Raw genomic sequence first — 20,813 nt, 5'->3', positions numbered from 1 at the left:
CCTCCCCCCAGGCAGGCCGCTGCGGCCTGCGGTCCGCCCGTCGGCGGGACCGTCGAATTGCCTTTCCCCGCGCATCAGTAGGCCCCCTGGCCGTAGAGCACCGCACGCAGCGTCTTCCACAAGATCACTGTGTCCAGGGCGAGCGACCAGTCCTCCACGTACCGCAGGTCCAGTCGGACCGCCTCCTCCCACGACAGGTCGCTGCGTCCGCTGATCTGCCACAGGCCGGTGAGTCCGGGCTTGACCAGCAGCCGCCGCCGGATGTCCGGGCCGTACGCGGCGGACTCCTCCGGCAGCGGAGGACGCGGACCGACGAGTGACATCGATCCGGTGAGTACGTTGAACAGCTGCGGGAGTTCGTCGATCGAGTACCGGCGCAGCACCGCTCCCACCCGGGTCACCCGCGGGTCCCGGCGGAGCTTGAACAGCGGGCCGGCGCCTTCGTTGCGGTCGGCCAGGGCGGCGCGTGCCGCGTCGGCCCCGGTGACCATGGTGCGGAACTTGAGAATGGTGAACTCGTTGCCGTCCTTGCCGACCCTGCGCTGGCGGTAGAACGCCCCACCCCGGCTGTCCGTCAGTACGAGCAGCGCGACGAGCACCATCAGCGGCGCGAACAGCAGCAGCAGGATCGCCGCGCCCATCCGGTCGACGATGCCCTTGACCGCCCGGCGGCCCCCGGTGAAGGTCGGCATGCTGACCCGCAGCAGCGGGATCCCGAGCACCGCGTCGACGTGCAGTCGCGGGCCGGCCACCTCCATCAGCACGGGGGCCACGACCATCTCGGCGTCGCTGCCCTCGAGGTTCCAGGCCAGCCGCTGGAGCCGGTCCGGTGACCAGTGCGGGTCCGGTGTGACCGCGACGACCCGGTAGCCGTCGCGGTGGACGTGGCCCGCGACGTCCGCGAGCCGGCCGACGATCGGCACTCCGTCCAGGTGGTCACCCTCGAGCTCGAGACCGTCCGTCGTGCACACCGCGTCCACGCGCCAGCCGAGGTGCGGGAACTTACGGGTCCGGGTGATCAGGTCGCGCACGGTGGCCGGGCTCCCGGCGGCGAGCACCGGGCGCAGGCACTGTCCTTCCTTGCGCTGTTTGTGCAGCGAGAGGCGCAGCACATAGCGCGTGGTCATGGTGACCATCGCGATCGCGGGGATCGCCACGAAGATCCAGAGTTTGATGTTGCGTGAGGTCAGGGCGATTCCGCCGAGTGCCAGAACGACGGTCGCCGTGAAAAGGGAGCGGCCGAGCCTGCGGAATTCCTCGGCGCCCTGGCCGAGCACGGCCGGAGCCCATGACCGGCTCACCGCGAGCGCCCCCAGCACCAGCAGTTCGGTGCCGAATGCGAGGATTCCCCATTTCTCGTGCCAGTTGGCCGCGTCCCGGGCCCCGAAGAAATTGCCGATCGTCGCCACGACGAAGGCGGTGGCCGCCGTATCGCTGATGATCACAGTACGGCGGTACCGCTGTTCCCAGTCGTTCGCGGGCTGTCTGACCGCCTCGTTCGCCAGTCGGCCGCGCTCCGACGGAAACGGGCTGACTAGTCCCCCTTGCCGCACAGAACCCCCCAAGGTCCCCAGTGGTTCGACGTGTTCGCCCAACACTGTTGCTCCCCCTCGGGAGGCCCCCGCCTCCCGTGCCGCGCCGCCCCTCCTTCCGGGAGGCTCCCGCCCTCCCTGCGCATGGCAATTCGGCTCTTCCAGAGGTGTGTGAAAAATTCAGGCCGACGGCAGCGGACTCATATGTCCTGCCAGACCTTCGAGGTGCGCGGGAACCCGCCGAAACCTCGGGTGCTCCCCGCACCCGGGGCCCGAATCGGGCTCCAAGAACTGATCACCCCCACGTGCGGCGCCGGGGACGCGACTACTGGCTTTCCATGGCGCCGGACCTATAGATCATTACTGGTCGCCTCGTGTCCGAACAGCTGAAGCATGGTCAATCTAGACCATCGGCGCCGGTATGAAGAGAGGGTTGTGTGTAATTTGTGCTCAAGGTTTGAGGGATGATCCAAGACCGGTCACGGCTACCGATGTGTTCACGCCACCGCGCCGCTCCCGCAGCTCGCGCGGCCCGGGGGTGCGGCTTCCGCTTTCGGGGCCGCGGCGTTCGTGGGCACATCGTGGATCACGGTCACGGACCGCTCGTCGCGCCCCCATGACACACCGCGAGGGCACCCTTCGGCGGGGACGGCCGGCCCGACCCGAACCTGGGATCGGTAGGAGCCCCGGCGGCGAGAGCCTCGCCGCATGGACCTGCAGAAGATGCTCGCGCTGTGGTGGACGGTTCCGGCAGGGCTGGCGTTGTTGGGCTACGCGTGTTCGCTGGCCGGGCTGACCCGGCCGCAGCGGGCGGTGTGGGTGACGGCTCGGGTCGTCGAGGTGGATCCGCCGGGACACGGCGAGTCGGGGGAGCACGGGATACCGGTGACGATCGTGTACCAGGACCCGGGCACCGGACGGGAGTTCAGGCTGCGGCACGAGAACAGGCGTGGTGACCGCGTGCTGGTGGCCTGGGTGGGGCAGGAGTTCCCGGTCCGGTTCCCACGGCGGCGGCCGGAGCGGTTCTTCCTCATGCTGGACAGCGAGGGGCGGACCTCCGGGGTCGGCGGGCCGAACTGCTGCATGATCCTGCTGGTGTTGGGGCTGGTCGTCCAGTCGTTCTTCGCGTGGGGCTGGCAGTGGGGGCTGATCTGCGTCGGTGGCCTGCTGCTCCTCGTCGTCGCGCTGAGCCGGGACGGCGAGTACGCCCGCGCCCGCGCCGCCCAACTGGCCGAGGGCGTCACGGTCCAGGGTCGCGTGGTCGCCGTCACCCGGGACGTCCACTCCGACGGCGAGGGCGGCGAGAGCGTCAGCCACGCCTGCGTCGTCGCCTTCAGCACGCACGAGGGCGTCGAGGTCACCGCGCTGTGCGCGCAGGGCATCCGGGGCATCGCCGGGTCCCTCGGCCGTGACATCCCCCTGCGTTACGCGCCCGCCGACCCGTCCGTCCTCACCGCCGACCCCGACCACGAACGCCGTGAGCGCACGGCGCACATCAGGTTCGTCGCCGGCCTGCTGATCTCCGGGACCGCCGCGATCGGAGTGGGCGGCTACTGCCTCCACCACCCCTGGCCCTTCACCTGACGATGCAGGTCAGGGCCGCCCAGAGGAGGGGCGCGTGCTCGATCCGGCCGTCGGCACGCCACCGGTCGAGCTGCTGTCGCTGCCAGGCGCCGAGATGGCGGACCGGGTCGTGGTCCTCATGGGCCGCGTCCACGGCGACCACGGCCTCCGTGAGTGGCCGTACGGACTCCGGCAGACCGGCCAGGCGGTGGAAGGCGAAGCTGGTGGGGAGCACCCAGCGGGTGGCGGTGACCAGGTGGGCGCCATTGTGGATCATCGCCGCCGCCAGGCCGAAGGACTCGGCGAAGCGGAGATCGCCGCCGCTCTCGCAGGCGATCAGCGCGACGCGCGGCGGCGCGGGCCAGAGTCGAGCGCCCGGCACGCCGTCCGCGCGCAGCGGGAGCGTGCCCAGGAGAAGGTCCTTGGCGGACAACGGGCGGTGGGTACGCACCAATTCGCTCATCCCCGTGGTCTGCGGGCCGCAGCACAGATGGAGGGTGACGTCCTCGCTCTGCCCGCCCTCGACGGGGGCGCCGCTGACGTGACCGACGTACATCAGGCGCTTGGCGCCCTTGCGCAGCGCCTCGCCGAGCCGGTCGCGGTCGAGGTCGGTGCGGCGGAAGGCCTCGGCGGGGGTGGCGACGGACGGTACGACACTGCCCGCGTCGAGCCTGCGCCGCACGAGGGACAGCAGCGCCGGGTCCGAGCCGGGCCGCCCCAGGACCGAGCCGAGCGGGGAGTCGGCGCGGAAGCCGGGGACGCGGGGGTCCAGGACGAGAATCACGGCGTCCGAGTCCGGGTCCTGACCGGCCGGGGTGGTCCCTGCCCGGCGTAGCGATGCCGGTGCCGTGGTGGCGATGTCCACGAGGTCGATCAGCCGTACGTCGCTGTCGTCACCGTCCACGGCGAGCAGCTCCCAGGGGACCTGGGCGACCCGGGGCGACGGCTGGAGCCGCATCAGCGGACGGCCCAGGTGGGCGGACACCTGGCGGATCTGGTCGGTAAGGCCCGACGGCCACAGCACCTCGGCCAGCATGCGGGAGAGACGGCGCTCGTCCTCGTACGTGGCCAGCGCGCCGGACTCGAAAGCGCGCCGCATGCCTTCCGCGCCCCCGCCCGGCAGTTCGGCGGCCAGCGCGCGGACGGCCTCGTCCACGTCCGGCCCCGGGGTGTACCCGGTGCCGAAGCCCTGGGCCCCACGGGCCCAGGTCCAGGTCATGTGCAGGTCACCGGCGTCGGCGAGGCGGACCTGGACCACCGGACGGTTCGGGCCGGTCAGAGCGTCGGCGGACAGAACGGCACCTCTTCCTCGCTCACGATCCGCCGGTGATAGCGGAACTCGGCTGCCTGGACGTACTCCTGGAGCGCCGTACGGCCGCCCGCCTCCGCCGACATCACGATCTTCGGTGGCGGTGCGACCCGCAGACCGACGGAGGAGGCGGCCTCCGCCGCGATGCCGCCCAGCGCCAGGGGAGCGTCGTCATCGGGGGCGTACGTCTTCATGGCGGCGTCCGGGAAGTCCGCCGCCGCCCTGCCGGCCGTGGAGGTACGGCTCAGCGCCAGGGCGGCGCCCGCGCACCGGTGCTCCACCAGCTCGAAGATCAACCCCTGGTCGTTGCTGCGGAGGGCCAGGCGGAAGACCAACTGCATCGCTTCGTCGGCCAGTTGGAGCCACTGGCTGCGGGCGTGAGCGGTGGCGAAGTCGTAGCGGGCCGCTTCCAGCGCCAGGGCGGCGGGCAGGGCGAGGGAGAGCGCGGCCGCGATCGAGGTACGTTCGTGGACGCCGTGGTCGGTCCGGTTCAGGTTGTCCTCGAGGGTTCGCGCGAGCATCAGGTCCACCTGGGCGCACCGCTCGTACACCCCGCGCTCCTCGTACACGTCCCGCGCGCCCTGGGCGAGCCGCTTCATCTCGTCGATCTCGCCCCGCTCGTACGCGTGCCGGGCGCCCATCAGCATGGTGTCGGCGGCGGCGACCGCGGCACCGACCTGCTGGAAGCGGGCCAGGCTGGACGCCGTCAGAGCGGCAGCGCCGGCCGCGTCCCCGCGGTGTGCGGCGATCGCGGCACGGGCCTGCTCGCAGACCGCCAGGTCCTCGGCCCGGCCCTGCCGTTCGAAGATCTCGGCGGCCTCCGCGTACAACTCCTCCGCGCGGTCCAGGTTGCCTTCCTGCAGCGCCGCGTACGCCCGGTGGGAGAGAACCTGGTGGCGCCCCGCGTGGTGGCCCAGCGCCAGACAGGCTTCCTCCGCGCGGGCGAAGTAGTCCTCCGCCTGCTCGAACCGCACGGTCGAGGCGCAGACGACCCCCAGACAGTCCAGAAGATACGGCTCGGCCAACGGCGCGTCGGCCAGCAGCGCGGAGGCCAGTTCCTCGGCCGCGCCCCAGGCGCTGCGGTCCATCAGCAGATGCACCCGGCTCAGGCCGATCTCGGCGGTGCGCAGCCCCTCGGGGTCGTCGAACTCCGTCAACAGGGCCGTCGCCTCGTCCAGCACTTCCTGCGCCTGGTCGAACTGCCCCGTCCTACGCAGCAGTTCGACCCTGGCCAGCAGTGTCTTCAGCAGGATCTCCAGCCACAGCCGGCGGCCGTTCGGTCCCATCGGCACGGACGCGATGCCCCGCACCAGATCGAGGGACCGCCCGATGGACAGGGCCGCCCCGGGCAGATCCGTGGCCGCGAGCCGAACCGTCCCGATGTCGGACAACAGGTGCCCGCGCAGAAGCCGTACGTCGGGGGAGTCCTCGAACGACTCGGCCACAGCGAGGAGTTCGCCGTAGACGGCCAGCGCTGCCGGGAGATCCGGGGTGAGTTGATGACGTTCGGCGAGCGCGAAGCCGCTGTCGAAGGGCTCGCCGTAGCTGAGCCCCGCCGCCTGCTCTTCCTGTTCCGCTGTGTCTTGCGGGTCTTGCGGGTCCTGCGGGTCCTGTGGTTCTCGCGGGTCTTGCGGTTCTCGCGGCATGGGCTAGAAGTCCTCCTCCACGGCGGCGGCCGCGATCTCGGCGAGGAACGGGTCCGGGTGTGCGCCCTCGCTGTCGTGCGGTGCCGCCGCGACGCCGAGCCGGTGCCGGGCCAGGGCTCGTACCGCCTCACGTGCCGCACCGCCCTCGGCCCCCGGTCCCGGGTCGAACCCCGGCAGCAGGACGCCGACTTCGATGCTCGGTGTCGTCGAGGCCGGGATGTCCAGGTCCGCCCGGCCGGTCCACACGTCGTCCCGCCTGGCCAGCGGAACGCGGTTCGGCGGGCTGCCCTCCACGCGGACCTCCGCCACGAGGCGCACACCACCCACGGGGGCCGCGATGTCGGCGACGACCTCGACCTCGATCCGCCGCCCGGCGCCGAGCGCGTACGCGGTCCAGGACACGGCGTTCTCGGCCGCGTCGACGAAGCCGGGAGGATAGCGGCACCAGTCGTTGGTCCCCGAGCCCCGGGCGATCACGCGGCCGGTCGCGGTGCGGAGGCTGCTGCCTGCCGCGAGGGCGAACTCCTGCCGCGGTACGCGGAGTTCGGCGAGGTCCATCGGCGTGGCGGACGGCGTGCGGTCCTGTTCCAGGGCCGACCGGAGGCGCCGTAGCGCCTCCCCGTCCAGCCCGGTGTTGTCGGCCGCGTCGTCGATCAGCCGCAGGACACGGTCCAGTTGGCGAGGCGGGGCCGCCGACTGCCGCCAGCGGATCAGCGGGTCGAGCGCGGCCAGGTGCTCCTCCAGCAGTGCGGCACCCTCCAACTCCCCCGACTCGTCCAGCAGTTGCTGGCACTCGTGGGTGAGCGCTGCCAACTCCAGCCCCAGTACGTCCGGTTCGAGTGCGGGGAACCCGTCCAGGTGCGACGTCGGCCACCAGCGGGCCGCCCAGTGCCCGAGCGCGAGGCGGGCGGCGGCCTCGGCGAGGGCGGTCGGCTGCTCGGGCGGTGTCAGCTCGGCGGCCGGCGTTCCCTGCGCGACGGCGTCGACAGCGGCGGCCGTACGCTCGCCGTAGACCGCCCACAGCCACTGCTGGGCCTGCCCCACATCGTGGATCTCCGCTGCCGGCAGCCCTGTTGGGCCGAGGACGGGCCAGGTCAGCACGGCCCCCGCGACTTCGAGAACGGCCCGGGTGAAGGCGGGACCGGCGGAGGGTCCCGCGATGTGCACGGTGCCGTCCTCGGCTCGCGTGAGGGCATCGCGCCGTTCAGGCATCACGCGCTCCTCGGTTCGGCGGCGGGCTCGGCGGCCGCCGACAGGGCGCGCAGTGCCGTACGGACTCGTGCGCGGTGGTCCATCATCACCGAGCGGGCCACCCCGTCGAGCACGCCCCAGGCCGATGCCGCGTCGGGCAGTGCCGCGTCGCGGACGTCGCGCCCGTGCAGCCGTACCCAGAGGCGCCGCATGTACGCGGCCCACGGGGTGCGCAGGTCCTGGGCGAGGGCGTTCAGCACACCGCCGTCCGGGTCGGGGCGGGGGGAGACGGTCATCCTGCGGGCCCGGAGGACCGAAGCCTCCCGTCGCCAGCGGCTGTTGACGATGCGGTGTGCCGCCGTCGACCCCGCGGCGGAGGTCCCGGCGCCCAGCGGATCGAGGCCCACCGCGAGTCTGCCGCCGAGCACGACGGTGACGCGCAGGCTCTCGTCGTACAGGCCCAGCGGGGCGCAGCTGCGGCCGACCTCCCGCCGGACGAGCTCCGGCACGGTCGGCAGCCGCTCGCGGTGGGGCGACGCCTGGAGCACCGTGAAAAGCCGTTCGAAGAGCGTGCGGTCCAACGGCGCGGGGAGTGTGGCGGTCGAGGCGCTCCGGCCGACCTCGGGGCGCGGGGGCACGCGGTGCGCGGTCAGTCCGAGGTGCGGGGGTACGTCGGCGCGGTCCCAGACGTCGGCCGGGTGCGCCGCCCCCAGGGCTCGCCCGAGCAGGCTGCCGTGCCCGGCGCGGACCATGGCGGCGAAGGCCGGCGCATCAGCCCCCGCCGCACCGCAGGCGTCGAGAACCTCGGCCGCCGGGCCCGTATCGACGGCGCCCGGTACCGCTTCGCGTCCGTCCCACGCCGCTGTCAGCTCGGCGTCGAGCCGGGCGCGGCGGGCGGCGTCCGCCAGATGCTCCTTCAGCGCCTCCACGGTCCGTCCGCCGGAAGCATCCACGACGTCCTCGAGTACCGCCCTCGCCACCGCGTCCGCGCCGGACCCCGGCGCCCCGTGCTCGGTCGCCAGCTCGAAGCACCGCTGGAAGTACAGGTCCTGGGGGTTGCCCGCCACGATCCCCAGTGCCCGGCGGGTCCTCTTCAGCAGCGCGAACCACTGTGCCGTCGCCTCCAGAACCGCACCGGACTCCCGTATCAGCGCGTCGAGCTGCTCCGCCTCCCGCGCGTCCAGGAAGTCGGCGGCGAGCTCCGGACGCAGCGCGGGCCGGACGATCAGCGGCAGCACGATCAGCTTGACCGTCCGGGTCAGCGGCGCGCCACCGGGCCCGCTCAGCGCCCGGGGACCCGGCCCGAGGCCGCGCCAAGCGCTGTCGATGACCATGGCGCGCGGACGGCGCTCGCCGGTCGACGGCTGGCTCGGGGACGGCATGGGCAGAGCGTACGTGCTGGGGGAACTGACGGTCGAACCTGGGATCGGTAGGCGCCGCCCGCCTTCTAACGTCCACACCACCAGGCAGAACGGACCGGAAGGGCAGACACGGCATGGGATTCTTCGGCAAGCGCAGGAGCCGTGAGGAGAAGGCCGCCAGGATCGCGGAGCAGGTGGCCGGCGGCAAGGGTTTCTACGGCCGTATGACGCGTGCGGCACTCGGCGGAGAGGACTACGCCCAAGTCCAGCAGTCGCTCGGCGCGTACCACTCCGGGTCCACCGTGCGGCAGTTGCTCGCCATGGGCGTACCGACGATCCCCGCCGTCGTCGTGTCCATCAGCGACACCGGCAAGCTGGTCAACTTCGACCCCGTCGTCGACCTGGTCCTCCAGCTGACCGGGGTCACCGCCGACCCGATCACGCTCCGGACCCTCGTCTCGAAGCTGCGCATCCCCCGCGCCGGTGATCAGGTACTGCTGGTCGCGGACCCCGCCGACCCCGGCGGCTACCTCTACGCGGGAGACGGAGCGACGCCATGACGACACCGCCGTACGAGGTAGAGGTACTGGCGAACGACACCACCCTGCTCACCTTCGACGGCCGGGTGCTGGAGCTGTTCGGCTTCGGCGACACGCACCGCCTGCACGTCTGGCAGGAACCCCGGCTGGAGTTCGGCACCGGCCGCAAGCCCAGAACGGAGATCGTCATCAGGCGGCCGGGAGTGCACCGCCACTCCTTCCCCTACGACCCGGAGCGCCTCGACGCGGTGGTCGACCCGTCCGGGTTGCCCGGAGGCCAAGGAAGCCTCCGGGCAACCGGCTTCGGGCTCTAGAAGAACCCGAGCTTCTTCGGGCTGTAGGAAACAAGAAGGTTCTTCGTCTGCTGGTAGTGCTCCAGCATCATCTTGTGCGTCTCACGGCCGATCCCCGACTGCTTGTAGCCGCCGAAGGCCGCGTGTGCCGGGTACGCGTGGTAGCAGTTCGTCCAGACGCGGCCCGCCTGGATCGCCCGCCCCGCGCGGTAGGCCGTGTTGATGTCCCGGGTCCAGACGCCGGCCCCGAGGCCGTACAGCGTGTCGTTGGCGGTCTTGATCGCGTCGTCGAAGTCGTCGAAGGACGCCACGGAGACGACCGGACCGAAGATCTCCTCCTGGAAGACGCGCATGCTGTTGTCGCCCTCGAAGATGGTCGGCTGGACGTAGTACCCGCCCTTCAACTCGCCGTCGTACTCGGCGCGTTCGCCGCCGGTGAGGACCTTGGCGCCCTCCTGCCGGCCGATGTCGATGTAGGAGAGGATCTTGGAGAGCTGCTCGCCGGAGGCCTGCGCGCCGATCATCGTGTCGGTGTCGAGCGGGTGGCCGGGCTTGATCAGTTCGGTGCGGGCGACGGCCGCCTGGAGGAAGTCGCCGTAGTTGCCGCGCTGGATCAGGCCGCGCGACGGGCAGGTGCACACCTCGCCCTGGTTCAGCGCGAACATCGTGAAGCCCTCCAGGGCCTTGTCGCGCAGGTCGTCGTCCTTCTCCCACACGTCGTCGAAGAAGATGTTCGGCGACTTGCCCCCGAGCTCCAGCGTGACGGGCTTCAGGTTCTCGGCGGCGTACTGCATGATCAGCCGGCCCGTGGACGTCTCGCCCGTGAACGCGACCTTCGCGACCCGCGGGCTGGAGGCGAGCGGCTTGCCCGCCTCCTCGCCGAACCCGTTGACGATGTTCACCACGCCCGGCGGCAGCAGGTCGGCGATCAGGCTCATCCAGTAGTGCAGCGAGACGGGAGTCTGTTCGGCGGGCTTGATGACCACGGCGTTGCCGGCCGCGAGCGCCGGGGCCAGCTTCCACGCGGCCATCAGGATCGGGAAGTTCCACGGGATGATCTGCGCCACGACCCCGAGCGGCTCGTGGAAGTGGTACGCCACCGTGTCGTCGTCGACCTCGCTGAGCGCGCCCTCCTGCGCCCGCACCGCGCCCGCGAAGTAGCGGAAGTGGTCGATGGCCAGGGGGATGTCCGCCGCCAGCGTCTCGCGGACCGGCTTGCCGTTCTCCCAGCTCTCCGCGACGGCGAGCGGCTCCAGATACGCCTCCATCCGGTCGGCGATCTTCAGCAGGATGTCCGAGCGCTCCGTCGCCGAGGTACGGCCCCAGCCCGGCGCGGCCGCGTGCGCCGCGTCGAGCGCCCGTTCCACGTCCTCCGCCGTGCCACGCGCCACCTCGGCGAACGGCTGCCCGTTCACGGGAGACGGGTTCTCGAAGTACCGGCCGCGGGCGGGCGGCACGTACGCGCCGCCGATGAAGTGGTCGTAGCGCGCCTGGTAGGAGACGATCGCGCCCTCGGTTCCGGGCGCCGCGTAACGGGTCATCCTGGTCAGCCTCCCTCAGCAGGGCTGCCCGCCGTTGGACAGCTCTGCGCCGGAGGCTAGGCAGGACGACGTTGCGAGGACGTTGCGGAGCGTGCGGCGGCCCCGCCGGTCCGTCAGGGGGCGGCCAGTTCCGTCTCCAGCGCGGCCAGCCGGGCCCGTACCGCCGCCGTGGGCCGGACCGCGCAGAGCGCCCGCCAGACGACGAGATCGTCCTCGCCCCAGGGCGCGTGCGCCCAGTCGGCCAGGAGATCGGGGTCCCGACGGGCGACCAGAGCCGCCCGCACCCCGTCGGACAGGCGCCGTCTGAGCCGCACCACGGCCGGGGCCCGGGAGGCCGGCAGCAGCGGTCCCGCGTACGCCGCCACGGCCGCCGTCACCGCGCCGGCCCGCAGCCGCCGCTCCACGACGTCGACATCGCACTCCACCGGCAGCGCCAGCCGGTAGGGGCGGGAGAGCAGCAGGCCGGGGCCGAGCACCCCGCGCAGCCGGGCCAGTTCGGCGCGCAGGGTCACCGGGGTCACCGACTCGTCCTCGTACAGCGCGCACAGCAGCTCGTCGCCGGTCAGCCCCTCGGGGTGGCGGGCCAGCAGCAGCAGGAGCTCGCTGTGCCTGCGGCTCAGCCGGACCTTGCGACCGCCGGCGAGCAGCAGAGCCTCCTCCCGGCCCAGCACGGTCAGCTCGGCCGCCCCGGCGGCCGGCGGGCCGGAGCCGAGCAGGGCCAGCTGCGACTCGGCGGCCCGTGCCACGGCCTGCACGAACCCCAGGCTGTGCGGATGCGCCAGCCCGTTGCCGCCGGTGATGTCGACGGCGCCCAGCACCCGTCCGGTCCGCGGATCGTGCACCGGGGCCGCCGCGCACGTCCACGGCTGCACCCGCCGGATGAAGTGCTCGGCCGCGAACACCTGCACCGGCCGGTCCACGGCGACCGCCGTGCCCGGGGCGTTCGTCCCGACCGCGCTCTCCGCCCACCGCGCACCCGGCACGAAGTTCATCCGTCCCGCCCGCCGCCGGGTCGCCGGGTGGCCCTCGACCCACAGGAGTCTGCCGTGCGCGTCGCACACCGCGAGGAGATGCTCGCCGTCGGCGGCGAACGTGCCCATGAGTTCGCGGAACAGCGGCATCACCCGGGCCAGGGGATGCTCGGAGCGGTAGGCACCGAGATCCCCGTCGGCCAGTTCCACGCTCGCGGAGCCGTCCGGACCGACACCGGCCCGCGCCGAGCGCCGCCACGAGTCCGCCACCACCGCCCGCACGGGCCGTGGCACGGTGCCCGCGACGGTGAACGTCTCGTGCGCCCGGCGCAGGACCCGCACCCGTTCGGCAGGGTCGGCCCCCGGCTCCAGGGCCACCCAGGGATCGGTCAATTCGTCCTCCCGGAAGGAGCGTACGGCTGGGGACATCGTCACTCCGGGTGTGCGGGCCGACAACCGTTTGGACGGAGGTCGTCCGAAACGGGGAAATCCGTTTCGGCTCAGGCGGAGTTGACGAGCTTCAGGTAGCGGACCCAGTCCCACTGGGGACCGGGATCGGTGTGATCGGTGCCCGGCACCTCGTGGTGGCCGATGATGTGCGCGCGGTCCTTGGGGATGCCGTACCGGTCGCAGACCGAGGACGTCAACAGGGCGGACCGCTCGTACAGGAGGTCGGTGAAGTAGGCGGGCCGGTCCACCCAGCCCTCGTGCTCGATGCCGACGCTGCGGGTGTTGTAGTCCCAGTTCCCCGCATGCCAGGCGATGTCGGACTCGCGCACGCACTGGGCCGTGTGACCGTCGACGGAGCGCACGACATAGTGCGCGGACACCTTCTTTCTCGGGTTCTGGAAGATGGCCAGGGCCTTGGCGAAGGTCGTCTGCGTGACGTGGACGACGACCAGGTCGACCGAGTGGGTCGTGGGCCGCTGCGACACCGTGTAGTTGGTGCCGGCCGCGGGCTGCCACTCGGCCGGCCGGTGGTCGACGGGCTGGGACTGTGCTCCCGCCCGCGCGTCGGGGAGCAGTGCGTACGGGACGGCCGCGAGGGCCGCGCCCTTCAGGATCCGCCGCCGGTCGAGGCGGAGGCGTGCTCGTTCCACGGGGTGCTGCCTTTCGGGTGGTGCGTGTCGGGGGAGTGGGCCTCGGGGGAGCGGGCCTCGGGCGGGGCGGGGAGCCGGCCCCGCAGCGTCGCCGCCGTCTCGCGCAGCCGCGCGTGCACCCCGCGGTGGGTCTCGCGCGCGGGCAGCCACTCCTTGCGGATCTTCGCCACGCACGTGTAGTTGGTGTCGCACACATTGGCCAACGGCGATTCGACCGCCTGGGTTGCGAACTGGTACGCGTCCGACTCGGAGAAGCCGTAGTCGCGCACCAGCCACCGCACCAGGTCGAGCTGGGATATACGGAAGGCGTCCTCCAGCGGGCGGGCCGAACCGGTCGAGACGATGTGCGTGTCCGACTCGATGCGCGGCCACGGCGTGGCCAGCCCCTTGAGCAGCTCGACGATCACCACCGTGTTCATCGCGCACTCCACCGCGACCCCGCAGGTCTCGCCCTCGCCCTGCCGGGCGTGCCCGTCGCCCAGGCTCAGCAGCGCACCCTCGACGTTCACCCCCAGGTAGCAGGTGACGCCGGCCCGCATCTCGGGCGTGTCCATGTTCCCGCCGTGCGCGTCGGGCACCAGCGCCGAGCGCACCTCCAGGTTGGCCGGCGCCACACCCACCGTGCCGTGCATCGGATCCAGGGGCAGTTCGAGCCGGATGTCACTGTCCCGTGCCCGGAACAGTGCCGTACGGCGGGCCCGGTCCAGCTGCCAGATCCACACCCGCTCCGGCAGCGGAGGCTGGAGCGTGGCCGTGGTGTGGGTCGACGTCAGCGCGCCGAACAGGGGGACCGTGGTCGACGCCGCCCAGTCACGGGCCGGTTCGACGGACACGAAGTGCACGGCGACCGTGTCGCCCGGCTCGGCCCCCTCGACGTGGAAGGGGCCGGTCTGCGGATTGAGGAAGGGGAACTCGCAGACCTCGGACACCAGGTCCTTCTCGGAGCGCACCCGCCCGGCGAAGCAGTCCTCCGTGTACAGGTCGAGGACCGTGCCGGGCGTGATCCGCGCCACCGGCGGCGCACCGCCGAACGTCCAGGCGTAGTCGCCCGGTTCGGGGCGTACGGTCAGGATCCGCGGGTCGGTCATGGTGCACAGCTCCGTTCTGCCACAGGCCGTCGGGACGGACGCGGACAGCCACCGACACCCCGGGCACCTCCACCGGCTCAGGCGTGGGGGCGCGGCGCGCATCCAGGTGGATCACGTTACGGCGCCTGACGGTGCGGCAGAGCGAAGTCGGCGGGTTCGGTGGACGACGGCGGAACTGTGGACAACTCACTCACCCGAACGGGGAGTTCAGACTTCCGGTCCTGAACGGGCCGACACGACGACGGCGGACCTCAGCCCCGCCCCGCCACAGCCGCGGGATCGTCCAGCACCGCCCGCACCACGGAGTGCGCCGCCCCGAGCAGCGGCCCCTCGGAGCCCAGCCGTGACACGGACACCGGGCAGGGCGGGCCCGCCGTACGCCGCGCCAGCTCCGTCTCCAGCGCCGGCAGCAGCCAGGGCGCGAGCCCGGCCAGGGCACCGCCGAGCACGACTTCCTCCGGGTCCAGCAGATTGAGCGCCCCGGTCAGGGCGATCCCGAGGGCCGTCCCCGCCTCGCGCAGGGCGCGTCGTACGTCGGGGTCGCCGTCCGCGGCGCGGCCCGCGAGCAGTCCGACGCGGTCCCCGCCGGGCTCCAGGCCGGCGGCGCGCAGGACCGCCTCCTCGCCGGCGTACTGCTCCAGACAGCCACGGCCGCCGCAGACGCACTCCGGCCCGTCGGGGTGGACCGGCACATGGCCCAGTTCGCCCGCGAAACCCCGGGTGCCGCGCAGCAGGCTGCCGTCCACGACCAGCGCTGCGCCGATGCCGATCTCGGCCGACACGTGCAGGAAGTCGTGGGGGGTGTTCTCGCCCAGCCAGAGTTCGGCCAGTCCGCCGAAGTTGGCCTCGTTGTCCACGGTCAGGGCGAGCTCCGCGGGCAGCAGGGCGCCGAGGTCGGTGTCGTGCCAGTCCAGGTTGGGAGCGGCGACGACGGTCCGCCCGTCGCGGGCGACCAGCCCTGGCACGGCCACGGCGAGCCCCGCGGGCCACAGCCCCTCGCGCTCGACCTCGGCCACGATCCGGCGCACCAGGCCGGTCAGCTCCTCGATCACCGGCTCGGGGGAGCGGCCCCGGTTCGTCCCCTGCCGTTCGATCCGGGCCCGCACCTCGCCGCGCAGGTCGACGACGCAGACCGCGAGGTGGTCGACCCCGACCTCGGCGCCCAGCCCCGCCGGGCCCCGTCCGCTGACGGCCAGGGCCGACCCGGGCCGGCCCACCCGGCCGGGCCGCTCCGGGCCCAGCTCCTCGAGCAGGCCGGTGCGTATCAGCTCGTCGACGAGGGTCGACACCGCCGCACGGGTCAGGCCGATGCGCGAGGCGACCGCGGCCCGTGACAGCGATCCCTCGGCGCTGACGGCGTGCATCACCCGGGCCAGGTTGCGGCGGCGCATGCCCTGCTGGGTGTCGGGCAGCGCGCGCCCAGGGCCGTTGGCGCGGGCCTCGTGCAGCGGTGCGGTCATGCCTCCGTCGATTCGGTCGGTTCTCAGCGGGTGCGGGTGCCCCGCTCCAGCAGGGGAGCCGCGTCGGAGAGTACCCCGGCGATCCTGGCCAGCGTCGCCTCGTCCCGCTCCACGGCGTCCAGCACCGGGCCCCGCGCGGTGTTCCACCGCCGGGCGACGGCGGCCGGGGCCTCGCCGGTCAGCAGTCCGGCCGCCTGCGCCGCGGCGCCCAGCGCGACCAGTTCCTTGGCCTCGGGGATCTGCACCGGCCGTCCGGACAGCCGGCGTACGGTCTGCTGCCAGGCCGCGCCCCGGGCGCCGCCGCCGATCAGCAGCAGCGGGGCCGAGCGGTCCGCGTCCTCGTCGAGGACGAGGTCGAGCGCGCCGAGCAGCGAGTGCACGGCACCGTCGTAGGCGGCCTGGAGGAGCTGGCCGGCGGTGGTGTCGTGGCGCAGGCCGTGCAGCAGCCCGGAGGCGTTCGGCAGGTTCGGGGTGCGCTCGCCGTCCAGGTAGGGCAGCAGGGTCAGCTCCGCCGTGGGCTCCACGGCCTCACGGTCCAGGCCCAGCAGCGCCGCGACGCGGTCCACGGCGAGCGTGCAGTTCAGGGTGCAGGCCAGCGGCAGCCAGCCGCCGTGCGCGTCGGCGAAACCGGCCACCGTGCCGGTCGGGTCGGCGGGGCGCCGCTTCGCCACCGCGTACACCGTTCCCGAGGTGCCGAGGCTGAGCACCGGCGTGCCCGGGCGCAGGCCGAGGCCCAGCGCGGCCGCGGCGTTGTCCCCGGTGCCCGGGGCGACCAGGGTGCCCTTGGCGAACGGCAGGTCGTGGCTGTCGCGCACGGTCCCCGCCACCTCGCCGGGCCGCACCACGCGGGGCAGCAGCGCCGGGTCGAGCCCCACGTGGGCGAGGATCTCCTCGTCGTAGCCCTCCGTCCCGGAGGCCCACCAGCCGGTGCCGGAGGCATCGCCGCGGTCGGTCGTGCCCTCGCCGGTGAGGCGCTCGGTGAGGTAGTCGTGGGGGAGGCGCACGGCCTTCGTGGCACGCAGGGCCTCCGGCTCGTGCTCGGCCAGCCAGGCCCACTTCGTCACCGTGAAGGACGCGGCCGGGACGGACCCCGTGCGCTCCGCCCAGAACTTGGCGCCGCCCAGTTCCTCGGTCAGCCGGCGTGCCTGCGGGGCCGAGCGCACGTCGTTCCACAGCAGCGCCGGGCGGACCGGTTCGCCGCGCTCGTCCAGTGTGACGAGCCCGTGCTGCTGCCCGCCGATCGACACCGCGGCCGCCTCGTGCGCCGCGTCGCCGCACTGGCGCAGCGCCTCGTGCAGGGCGTCCCACCACTGGCGCGGGTCGCTCTCCCGGCCGGCCCCGGAGGACACGGTGTGCGGTGCCTGGCCACTGGCGACGACCTCGCCGGTGGCCGCGTCGACGACGAGCACCTTCGTGGACTGCGTGGACGAGTCCACGCCGACGACGAGCGGACCCTCGGCTGCTGACATCGGGCTCTCCCTAAGTTTTTCCGCGGCTCTGCGGGATCTGTCTTCCCAGAGATGCGCTGGCATACTAATTTGTAAACCGCCATGACGAAATAGTCGGCGACACAGTCTTCGAGCAAGGAGCCGCGGCATGAACTACCAGCCCACCCCCGACGACAGGTTCACCTTCGGCCTGTGGACCGTCGGCTGGCAGGGAAGGGACCCGTTCGGCGACGCCACGCGGCGTGCCCTCGACCCCGTCGAGACGGTGCAGCGCCTGGCCGAGCTGGGCGCCTACGGTGTGACCTTCCACGACGACGACCTGATCCCCTTCGGGTCCTCGGACAGTGAGCGCGAGGAGCACATCAAGCGCTTCCGCCAGGCCCTGGACACCACCGGTATGACGGTGCCGATGGCCACCACCAACCTCTTCACGCACCCCGTCTTCAAGGATGGCGCGTTCACCGCGAACGACCGGGACGTGCGCCGCTACGCCCTGCGCAAGACCATCCGCAACATCGACCTGGCCGTCGAGCTGGGCGCCGAGACCTACGTCGCCTGGGGCGGCCGTGAGGGCGCGGAGTCCGGTGCCGCCAAGGACGTACGCGTGGCCCTCGACCGCATGAAGGAGGCCTTCGACCTCCTCGGCGAGTACGTCACCTCCCAGGGCTACGACCTGCGCTTCGCCATCGAGCCCAAGCCGAACGAGCCGCGCGGCGACATCCTGCTGCCCACCGTCGGCCACGCCCTGGCCTTCATCGAGCGCCTGGAGCGCCCGGAGCTGTACGGCGTGAACCCCGAGGTCGGCCACGAGCAGATGGCCGGGCTGAACTTCCCGCACGGCATCGCGCAGGCCCTGTGGGCGGGCAAGCTCTTCCACATCGACCTCAACGGCCAGTCCGGCATCAAGTACGACCAGGACCTGCGCTTCGGCGCCGGCGACCTGCGCTCCGCGTTCTGGCTCGTCGACCTGCTCGAGAGCGCCGGTTACGCCGGTCCGAAGCACTTCGACTTCAAGCCGCCGCGCACCGAGGACTTCGACGGTGTCTGGGCGTCGGCCGCCGGCTGCATGCGCAACTATCTGATCCTCAAGGAGCGCGCGGCCGCGTTCCGTGGCGACCCGGAGGTGCAGGAGGCCCTGCGCGCCGCCCGGCTGGACGAGCTGGCCCAGGCCACCGCCGCCGACGGCCTGGAGAGCCTGCTCGCCGACCGCACCGCGTTCGAGGACTTCGACGCCGAGGCGGCCGCCGCCCGCGGCATGGCGTTCGAGCAGCTCGACCAGCTCGCCATGGACCACCTGCTCGGTGCCCGCGGCTGACACCACGCACACGCGTGTGCGCGCCGAGTGGGCACGCGCGCGTGCCGCCGCTGATCCGGCGGAGGCGGACGAGCTCCGCCGCCGCCGGGAAGACCTCCGCACGGAGTACGCCGGAATCATGCGCTCCATGGCATGACCCGGTATCAACTTCGGTGCGGGGGTCGCGCCCCGGGCGGGTCCGCCACGACGCTGGACGGTATGGCCATGCCACCCGTACCGCCCCAGCCGCCCGGACCGCCGGGTGACACGCCGCCTCCGGGCGGCCACGGAACACCGCCCTACGGCCACGGAACACCGCCCTACGGCTATGGGCCACCCGATCCCGGCTACGGACCGCCCGCCTCCGGCTTCGGCGCACCCGGCTCCGGCTACGGAGCCGACGGCGGTGCGGGAGGGGCCGGTGGCGCGGGAGGGGCCGACGGCCGGCCGCCGGGCCCGCCCCCGGGCTCGCCGGGCGGTGGCCCCGGAAGGCGCCGCACCCCGCTCTTCGTCGTGCTCGCGCTGCTCGCGGCGGCCGGCGTCGTCCTCGTCGTCGTGCTGACGTCGTCGTCCGGTGGCGACCCGTCGGACAAGGAGCCCGGCGCGGGGAGCAGCGGCACCACCCCCAAGCCGTCCCTCAGCCTTCCCGTCGAGCTGCCCAGCGGGTTCCCGAGCGAGCTGCCCTCGCAGTTCCCGACCACGCTGCCGACGGAGCTCCCCAGCGATCTGGAGTCACTGCTGCCGTCGCTGGGCGAACTGCTGCCGTAGCCCCGCGCGCGCGTGCCGCCGCGGGGCCTGGCCACGCGGGGTGTGCGGTGTCGGCCGGGGCCTGGTCGCGCGCGTGACGCGTCCGTCGGCCGGTCACGCGCGCGTGCCGCGTCCGCTGGTCCTTCGCACGCGCGTGCCGCCGACGAGGCCGTTTCACGGACGCGTGCCGCCGACGGGGCCGAAGCCGTGGCCGGCCGAGGCCCCGAGGCCCCGTACCGATGTCAGATGCCCCGCGGCAGCCGTACGTACGTGACCTTCGTCTCGATGCCGCTGTCGACCAGCCGGCCCTGCGCGTCGAACGCGCCGGTGCCGTCCGTCATGCCGAAGTCGTTGTCGTTGATCAGGGCGAGCGTGTCGTGGTCCACGCGCGCGACGCCCTCGATCTTGCCCGGTACTCCGGCGACCTGACCCAGGTCGACCACCAGCCGCTTGGCCAGCACCGGGACCCCGGCGGCCGCGGGATCGTCCAACTGCTCCAGGGACGGCGACGTCGTCTCGTCGTCCCAGCGGCCGCCCAGGATGTTCGCGGACCGTCCGAGCCGGACCACCTGGAGCCGGGCGGCCTTGTCCGTGCGCTCCTCGACCAGCAGCCGGTCGCCGCCCACCGCGACCACCGAGGAGATCTTCAGCTCGGAGGTGTCGTCCTCGCTCGGGTCGACCACGTTCACCGGGTCGAAGCGGTACGCGTACTCGGCGGTGACGGCCTTCTTCCCGGGCGAGAAGCGCAGCAGCCGCGCGGTGCGCGAGGCCTCCCCGGCGTCCGTGTCCGGCAGGGACAGCGGGCTCTGCACGGCCAGCACCAGGTCACCGCCCGGCAGCAGGGCCAGCCCCTCGAAGCCGCGGTTGATCTTCCGGTGCAGCAGGACCGAGGGCAGCGCCTCCACCACCGGGTAGTCCGTGCCGGTGAGCTTCAGCCCCTCGGGCACGTACCGCGTGAGCACCTTCCCGCGCGCGGACACGTGCACCAACGAGGGCCCGTACTCGTCGGTGAGCCAGAAGGTCCCGTCCGCCGCCCGCACGATGCCCTCGGTGTCCAGCCCGTTCGGGTTGGGGGCGAGCGGCGTCCTCGCGTCGTAGGAGTAGGGCGCCTCGTCGCGTCCCTGCTGGTTCGACAGACCCGTGACGGCCTTCCCGGACCGGGTGGTGACGGGGATCGCCTCCAGGACCCGCACCGTGTCCCCGCAGACCCGGATCCGCACGATCGCCGGATCGAAGCCGGGTACCGGGAACGTGCGGCGCTTGGTGCCGTCCACCTTGATCTGGCCGTTGGGGCCGCGGTCGGTGACCGTCCAGAACTCGCCCTTGCGGCCCGCCGGGTAGATGTCGCTGCCGATGCCGCCGAGGTCCACACCCCGGTCGTCGTCCACCGTGCCGGGCAGCAGCTTGTTGCTGAACGTCCCGAGCGGGATGTCGCCCAGCGTCGCCGTCCTGACGACCCGCGCCTGTCCTGACGGCGTGCCCGCGGCGGCCGGCCCGGTGGTGACAAGGGCGGCCAGCACGGCGAGCGGGACGCCGGCGGCGACGGAACGATGGACGCGGCGCCGGCCGGTGGCGTGCGGGGACATCTGGCCTCCTGAGGGGCAAGTTCGGTGACAGCGGCCAGAGTTGGGTCACCTTCCGAACGTTGTGCGACCTCCCGGTGAACGCGGGGCGTCGGCCGTCCGTCGGGCCGACGCCCCGCCTTCACCGGTATCCGGGCAAGCGCTTCC

General features: G+C 72.9%; 17 protein-coding genes. 5 read left to right on the top strand and 12 right to left on the bottom strand.

Annotated elements, in window-relative coordinates; translation table 11 throughout:
* Positions 1–74 precede the first annotated feature (74 nt).
* Entirely contained in the window at positions 75–1,553 is a 1,479-nt protein-coding gene (locus tag IE275_RS24525; protein WP_189713552.1) for a sugar transferase, read from the bottom strand.
* A gap of 687 nt (positions 1,554–2,240) precedes the next feature.
* Here IE275_RS24525 and IE275_RS24520 point away from each other — a divergent pair.
* Positions 2,241–3,116, top strand: a complete 876-nt coding sequence (locus tag IE275_RS24520) for a DUF3592 domain-containing protein (RefSeq protein ID WP_189713551.1) — start codon at positions 2,241–2,243, stop codon at positions 3,114–3,116.
* Here IE275_RS24520 and IE275_RS46065 read toward each other — a convergent pair.
* The 4 genes from IE275_RS46065 to IE275_RS24505 are packed head-to-tail and all read right to left on the bottom strand — an operon-like array spanning position 3,109 to position 8,623.
* Positions 3,109–4,353: a CHAT domain-containing protein gene (locus IE275_RS46065; RefSeq protein WP_229870521.1), complete on the bottom strand. Its 1,245-nt coding sequence runs from the start codon at positions 4,351–4,353 to the stop codon at positions 3,109–3,111. The two genes, IE275_RS24520 and IE275_RS46065, sit on opposite strands and share 8 nt — an antisense overlap.
* A gap of 17 nt (positions 4,354–4,370) precedes the next feature.
* The gene (locus IE275_RS46060) at positions 4,371–6,050 is read right to left on the bottom strand and encodes a hypothetical protein (protein WP_229870516.1); all 1,680 of its coding nucleotides are present in this window, start codon (positions 6,048–6,050) and stop codon (positions 4,371–4,373) included.
* A 3-nt stretch (positions 6,051–6,053) separates the two neighbouring features.
* Complete coding sequence (locus IE275_RS24510; RefSeq protein WP_189713550.1) at positions 6,054–7,262, bottom strand: hypothetical protein; 1,209 nt, start codon at positions 7,260–7,262, stop codon at positions 6,054–6,056.
* Positions 7,262–8,623 (bottom strand): hypothetical protein, encoded by a 1,362-nt coding sequence (locus IE275_RS24505; protein WP_189713549.1) that lies wholly within the window; start codon positions 8,621–8,623, stop codon positions 7,262–7,264. The genes IE275_RS24510 and IE275_RS24505 overlap by 1 nt, the downstream gene beginning before the upstream one ends.
* 113 nt (positions 8,624–8,736) lie before the next feature.
* On the opposite strand from IE275_RS24505, the gene IE275_RS24500 reads away from it, so the two are divergent.
* Together IE275_RS24500 and IE275_RS24495 are read left to right on the top strand one after the other, a co-directional pair.
* Positions 8,737–9,162, top strand: coding sequence for a hypothetical protein (locus tag IE275_RS24500; protein WP_189713548.1), 426 nt, complete (start codon positions 8,737–8,739; stop codon positions 9,160–9,162).
* Positions 9,159–9,455: a hypothetical protein gene (locus tag IE275_RS24495; RefSeq protein ID WP_189713547.1), complete on the top strand. Its 297-nt coding sequence runs from the start codon at positions 9,159–9,161 to the stop codon at positions 9,453–9,455. Before IE275_RS24500 ends, IE275_RS24495 begins: the two co-directional genes overlap by 4 nt.
* On the opposite strand, the gene exaC is transcribed toward IE275_RS24495, so the two are convergent.
* The 6 genes from exaC to xylB form a co-directional block, all read right to left on the bottom strand.
* Positions 9,452–10,975 carry an acetaldehyde dehydrogenase ExaC gene (gene exaC, locus IE275_RS24490; protein WP_189713546.1) on the bottom strand — a complete coding sequence of 508 codons (1,524 nt, stop codon included), beginning with the start codon at positions 10,973–10,975 and terminating at the stop codon, positions 9,452–9,454. The genes IE275_RS24495 and exaC overlap by 4 nt on opposite strands.
* A gap of 113 nt (positions 10,976–11,088) precedes the next feature.
* Positions 11,089–12,339, bottom strand: coding sequence for a GAF domain-containing protein (locus IE275_RS24485; protein WP_189713652.1), 1,251 nt, complete (start codon positions 12,337–12,339; stop codon positions 11,089–11,091).
* 107 nt (positions 12,340–12,446) lie between these two features.
* Positions 12,447–13,046 (bottom strand): N-acetylmuramoyl-L-alanine amidase, encoded by a 600-nt coding sequence (locus IE275_RS24480; RefSeq protein ID WP_189713545.1) that lies wholly within the window; start codon positions 13,044–13,046, stop codon positions 12,447–12,449.
* The gene (locus IE275_RS24475; protein WP_229870515.1) at positions 13,004–14,134 is read right to left on the bottom strand and encodes an acetamidase/formamidase family protein; all 1,131 of its coding nucleotides are present in this window, start codon (positions 14,132–14,134) and stop codon (positions 13,004–13,006) included. The genes IE275_RS24480 and IE275_RS24475 overlap by 43 nt, the downstream gene beginning before the upstream one ends.
* Positions 14,135–14,385: 251 nt before the next feature.
* A complete protein-coding gene (locus IE275_RS24470; RefSeq protein WP_189713544.1) occupies positions 14,386–15,594 on the bottom strand; it encodes an ROK family transcriptional regulator in 1,209 nt (402 codons plus the stop codon).
* A 23-nt stretch (positions 15,595–15,617) separates the two neighbouring features.
* The gene (gene xylB, locus IE275_RS24465; protein ID WP_189713543.1) at positions 15,618–17,063 is read right to left on the bottom strand and encodes a xylulokinase; all 1,446 of its coding nucleotides are present in this window, start codon (positions 17,061–17,063) and stop codon (positions 15,618–15,620) included.
* 127 nt (positions 17,064–17,190) lie between these two features.
* On the opposite strand from xylB, the gene xylA reads away from it, so the two are divergent.
* Both xylA and IE275_RS24455 read left to right on the top strand, forming a co-directional pair.
* A complete protein-coding gene (xylA, locus tag IE275_RS24460) occupies positions 17,191–18,357 on the top strand; it encodes a xylose isomerase (protein WP_189713542.1) in 1,167 nt (388 codons plus the stop codon).
* A 198-nt stretch (positions 18,358–18,555) separates the two neighbouring features.
* Positions 18,556–19,104 (top strand): hypothetical protein, encoded by a 549-nt coding sequence (locus IE275_RS24455; RefSeq protein ID WP_189713541.1) that lies wholly within the window; start codon positions 18,556–18,558, stop codon positions 19,102–19,104.
* 221 nt (positions 19,105–19,325) lie between these two features.
* On the opposite strand, the gene IE275_RS24450 is transcribed toward IE275_RS24455, so the two are convergent.
* The gene (locus IE275_RS24450; protein WP_189713540.1) at positions 19,326–20,669 is read right to left on the bottom strand and encodes an esterase-like activity of phytase family protein; all 1,344 of its coding nucleotides are present in this window, start codon (positions 20,667–20,669) and stop codon (positions 19,326–19,328) included.
* Positions 20,670–20,813 lie beyond the last annotated feature (144 nt).

The organism is Streptomyces phaeofaciens, assembly GCF_014648915.1.
Taxonomy (GTDB): domain Bacteria; phylum Actinomycetota; class Actinomycetes; order Streptomycetales; family Streptomycetaceae; genus Streptomyces; species Streptomyces phaeofaciens.
The sequence above is the reverse complement of the archived record's forward strand: the minus strand, read 5'-3'. Positions and strand labels throughout refer to the sequence as shown.

What these genes read in the sequence shown, in the direction of transcription:
- IE275_RS24520 (WP_189713551.1), top strand. Translation starts at nt 2,241, where the DNA reads ATGGACCTGCAGAAGATGCTCGCGCTGTGGTGGACGGTTCCGGCAGGG.
- IE275_RS46060 (WP_229870516.1), bottom strand. Translation starts at nt 6,050, where the DNA reads ATGCCGCGAGAACCGCAAGACCCGCGAGAACCACAGGACCCGCAGGAC.
- IE275_RS24510 (WP_189713550.1), bottom strand. Translation starts at nt 7,262, where the DNA reads ATGCCTGAACGGCGCGATGCCCTCACGCGAGCCGAGGACGGCACCGTG.
- IE275_RS24505 (WP_189713549.1), bottom strand. Translation starts at nt 8,623, where the DNA reads ATGCCGTCCCCGAGCCAGCCGTCGACCGGCGAGCGCCGTCCGCGCGCC.
- IE275_RS24500 (WP_189713548.1), top strand. Translation starts at nt 8,737, where the DNA reads ATGGGATTCTTCGGCAAGCGCAGGAGCCGTGAGGAGAAGGCCGCCAGG.
- IE275_RS24495 (WP_189713547.1), top strand. Translation starts at nt 9,159, where the DNA reads ATGACGACACCGCCGTACGAGGTAGAGGTACTGGCGAACGACACCACC.
- exaC (WP_189713546.1), bottom strand. Translation starts at nt 10,975, where the DNA reads ATGACCCGTTACGCGGCGCCCGGAACCGAGGGCGCGATCGTCTCCTAC.
- IE275_RS24475 (WP_229870515.1), bottom strand. Translation starts at nt 14,134, where the DNA reads ATGACCGACCCGCGGATCCTGACCGTACGCCCCGAACCGGGCGACTAC.
- IE275_RS24470 (WP_189713544.1), bottom strand. Translation starts at nt 15,594, where the DNA reads ATGACCGCACCGCTGCACGAGGCCCGCGCCAACGGCCCTGGGCGCGCG.
- xylB (WP_189713543.1), bottom strand. Translation starts at nt 17,063, where the DNA reads ATGTCAGCAGCCGAGGGTCCGCTCGTCGTCGGCGTGGACTCGTCCACG.
- xylA (WP_189713542.1), top strand. Translation starts at nt 17,191, where the DNA reads ATGAACTACCAGCCCACCCCCGACGACAGGTTCACCTTCGGCCTGTGG.
- IE275_RS24455 (WP_189713541.1), top strand. Translation starts at nt 18,556, where the DNA reads ATGGCCATGCCACCCGTACCGCCCCAGCCGCCCGGACCGCCGGGTGAC.
- IE275_RS24450 (WP_189713540.1), bottom strand. Translation starts at nt 20,669, where the DNA reads ATGTCCCCGCACGCCACCGGCCGGCGCCGCGTCCATCGTTCCGTCGCC.